The following is a 2716-nucleotide window of genomic DNA, read 5'->3' on the forward strand; positions in this document are numbered from 1 at the left end:
CTCCCACCCGAGATGATGAGCGGTGAGAAACAGGACGGGCGAGAAGGTTTGAGGCGAGGCGGCCACGGCGTCGCCGAGGTCCGGAGTGAGAGCTAGCAGGTCAGGAGGACGCTGTGGCAGGCGGCTGGAACAACGAGGCCTATCCGCCGGTGGACGACTCCCATCGGCGCTACGGCGATGCGAACGCCGCCCCGTCTTCGGGGGCGGGGGAGCGGAGTTCGCTGGTGCGGCCGTACGCGGTGACGGGGGGGCGTACGGCACCGCGCGTGCAGTTGGCGATGGAGGCACTCGTGTCCTCCGCCACGGTGATGCACCAGGACATCTCCATGCTCACTCCGGAACGCCAGGCGATCAGCACGCTGTGCCGTCAGGTGCGGTCGGTGGCCGAGGTGTCGGCGTTGCTGCGGATTCCGCTGGGTGTGGTTCGCGTGGTGATCGCGGACATGGCGGCGGAGGGGCTGGTGCATGTGCATCAGCCGCAGTTGGAGGCCGGTAAGCCGGATCTGAACTTGCTGGAAAGGGTGCTCAGTGGACTTCGCAGGCTCTAGCCGGGGGTTGACCTCGACGAAGATCGTCGTTGCGGGGGGCTTCGGCGTGGGGAAGACGACCTTCGTGGGGGCGGTGTCGGAGATCGTGCCGTTGACGACCGAGGCGGTGATGACCGACGCCTCGGTGGGCGTGGACGATGTGGGGTTGGTGCCGCACAAGACGACCACGACGGTGGCGATGGACTTCGGGCGGGTGTCGCTGGACCGGGATTTGATTTTGTATCTGTTCGGTACGCCGGGTCAGCATCGGTTCTGGTTCATGTGGGATGACCTGGTGCGCGGTGCGATCGGTGCGGTCGTACTTGTGGATAGCAGGCGACTGGCGGACTGTTTCCCCGCAATTGACTATTTTGAGGAGGCCCGGCTGCCGTTCGTGGTCGCTCTGAATGGCTGGGAGGGGCAATTCATCCACGCGGAGGACGAGATTCGCGAAGCCCTCTCCCTGTCGCCGAATGTGCCCATCGTCCGCACGGACGCCCGGTCCCGCGAAGCGGTGAAGAACACTCTCATCAGCCTGGTGGAGTACGTCCTGACGGTTCGCGCCGCCTACGAGAGGACGTCCTGAAGCTCCACGGTCCGGCAGGGCGGCTTGCCGTAAGGACAGAGTCCAGTAATGAGACGGGCACCGTTCTTGGCTAATTGATCCCCATTTCAGGGCTTTCTTCTGTCATTCGCGCAGAATCTTTTGCTTGGCCTCCACATAACTGGCGTGCTGCAATTACCCTTGCCCGCAGGACGTCTCCCATGTCACGGCAACCACATGAGTGACGAGGCGCTCCCCCCTGGGCGCACGTACGGCGGAGGTTGCGAGGCCCGTGAGGACACAAGACCCCAGGCCCGATGAGAGCCCCGGGACCGGGGTTCCCGAGCGGAGGCCTGAAGAAGGAAGCCGATTCCTCCTGCGCAACTGGCGCGTGCGCTCCAGGCTTGTGGTGCTGATCCTCATCCCGACTCTGGCGACGCTGCTGCTGGGCGGCCTGAGGGTCGTCATGTCGATCGATACGGCGTCCGAATACCAGCAGACCAGCGTCCTGGCGCGGCTCGTGGACAAGGTCGCGGGCCTCACCCACGAGTTGCAGTCGGAACGCGACCAGGCCGCCTGGAACGCGACGATCGGCCGCCCGGCGAAAGCGATCGCCGCGGTCGAGGCGCAGACCCTTCTCACCGACAAGGCGGCCACCGCCGTCCGGGATCTGGCGAACGAGGTCAGGACGAAGGTGAGCAGCCGCGCCTCCGACGAGATCGACCACATCCTCGCCAAGCTCGACGGCGTGGAGGTTCTGCGCAGCCAGGCCATGCGGGGGCACCTGCAGCCGGGCGCCGTGATCGACCAGTACACGCTCGTCATCGACACCCTGCTGGCCCTGCAGGACGAGCTTGCCAAGAGCACGCAGGACGACCGGCTCGCCGCCTCGTCCGTCACGCTGGCCGCGCTCGCCCGCGCGAAGGAGAACGCCTCCATGCAGCGGGGCCTGCTGACCACGGTGCTGCCCGTCACCCGTTTCGAGCAGGCCCAGCTGCAGAACTTCCTCGGCGCCGTGTCCGCAGAGGAGAGCGAACTGCGGGCCTTCCGCAAGAGCGCCACCGCCGACGAGCGCGCCGACTACGACAACACGGTCACCGGCGGCAAGGTCGATCAGGCGGAGTTCATCCGCACGCTGGTGCTCGACCGCGCCAACGCGGGCTTCCCGCTCAAGGGCTTCGACCTGTCGGTACGTGACGACACCCAACTCTGGTACGACGCGATGTCGCAGCCCATCAATCGGATGCGTACCGTCGAGGCCAAGCTGACCTCCTCCATCGTGGCGCGGAGCCAGTCGCTCAAGGACGACGAGCAGCAGCGGGCCATCATCGTGGCCGCCGCCGTCGCCCTCCTGCTGATCGCGGTCCTGCTCGCCACCACCGGCGTCGCCCGCTCGCTCGTACGCCCGCTGCGGCGGCTGCGCAGCGAGGCGCTGGAGATCGCCGGCAGCCGCCTCCCCGACACGGTCCAGAAGCTGAGGGAGGCCGGCGACGCCGCCGAGGTCCCGCCCATCGCCCCGATCCAGGTGGTCGGCCGTGACGAGATCGGTGAAGTCGCGCGGGCCTTCGACGAGGTGCATCGCGAGGCCGTACGGCTGGCGGGTGACGAGGCCCGGCTGCGCAGCAATGTCAACGCGATGTTCGTG

At 67.1% G+C, this 2716-nt stretch carries 3 protein-coding genes; all 3 read left to right on the plus strand.

Annotated elements, in window-relative coordinates:
• Window positions 1-149 precede the first annotated feature (149 nt).
• Window positions 150-548, plus strand: coding sequence for a DUF742 domain-containing protein (locus tag IL992_RS40390; protein WP_193208644.1), 399 nt, complete (start codon window positions 150-152; stop codon window positions 546-548).
• Between the two features lie 7 nt (window positions 549-555).
• On the plus strand, window positions 556-1113 hold the full coding sequence (locus tag IL992_RS40395) for a GTP-binding protein (protein WP_193208579.1): 558 nt from the start codon (window positions 556-558) through the stop codon (window positions 1111-1113).
• A 349-nt stretch (window positions 1114-1462) separates the two neighbouring features.
• On the plus strand, window positions 1463-2716 hold a 1254-nt coding region (locus tag IL992_RS40400), incomplete at its 3' end, for a nitrate- and nitrite sensing domain-containing protein (RefSeq protein ID WP_193208580.1).

The organism is Microbispora sitophila (assembly GCF_014892245.1).
In the GTDB taxonomy this organism is placed as follows: Bacteria; Actinomycetota; Actinomycetes; order Streptosporangiales; family Streptosporangiaceae; genus Microbispora; species Microbispora siamensis.